Source organism: Nonomuraea sp. NPDC048916, assembly GCF_040649575.1.
Lineage (GTDB): Bacteria > Actinomycetota > Actinomycetes > Streptosporangiales > Streptosporangiaceae > Nonomuraea.
On record NZ_JBEZFS010000129.1, the window covers coordinates 1 to 1,010 of the forward strand.

1 pseudogene is annotated in these 1,010 nt (G+C 67.4%); it reads right to left on the bottom strand.

The features are described 5' to 3' along the window. A pseudogene (locus tag AB0C16_RS40070) lies at window positions 1–1,010 on the bottom strand (DNA-directed RNA polymerase subunit beta); the annotation flags it as partial.

Consider the following 1,010-nt stretch of genomic DNA (forward strand, 5'->3'; position numbering starts at 1 on the left):
AGAGCGACTGCATCTCCTTGATGAGGACCTTGAAGGACTCGGGGATGCCGGGCTCGGGAATGTTCTCGCCCTTGACGATGGCCTCGTAGACCTTCACGCGGCCCAGGACGTCGTCGGACTTGATGGTCAGCAGCTCCTGGAGCGCGTAGGCGGCGCCGTAGGCCTCCAGAGCCCACACCTCCATCTCACCGAAGCGCTGGCCACCGAACTGGGCCTTACCGCCGAGCGGCTGCTGGGTGATCATGGAGTAGGGGCCGGTCGACCGGGCGTGGATCTTGTCGTCGACCAGGTGCAGGAGCTTGAGGATGTAGATGTAGCCGACCGAGATCGGATACGGGAACGGCTCGCCGGAGCGGCCGTCGTAGAGCAGGGCCTTGCCGCTGGCCTCGACCATCCGGTCACCGTCGCGGTTGGGGACGGTGTTGCCGAGCAGCCCGACGATCTCCTCCTCGTGGGCTCCGTCGAAGACCGGGGTCGCCATGTTGGTGCGCGGCTCGACGGTCTCGAAGCCCTTCTCGCGCAGCCGCTCAGCCCAGGCCTCCTGGATGCCGGAGATGTCCCAGCCCCGGGCTGCGATCCAGCCGAGGTGGGTCTCCAGGACCTGGCCGACGTTCATCCGGCCGGGCACGCCCAGCGGGTTGAGGATGATGTCGACCGGGGTGCCGTCCTCGAGGAACGGCATGTCCTCGACCGGCAGGATCTTGGAGATGACGCCCTTGTTGCCGTGACGGCCGGCGAGCTTGTCACCGTCGGTGATCTTACGCTTCTGCGCCACGTAGACGCGGACCAGTTCGTTGACACCGGGGGGAAGCTCGTCGCCCTCTTCGCGGCTGAACACGCGCACCCCGATGACCTTGCCCTGCTCGCCGTGCGGCACCTTCAGCGAGGTGTCGCGGACCTCACGGGCCTTCTCGCCGAAGATCGCGCGCAGCAGCCGCTCCTCGGGCGTCAGCTCGGTCTCGCCCTTGGGCGTGACCTTGCCGACCAGGATGTCGCCGGGGACGACCTCG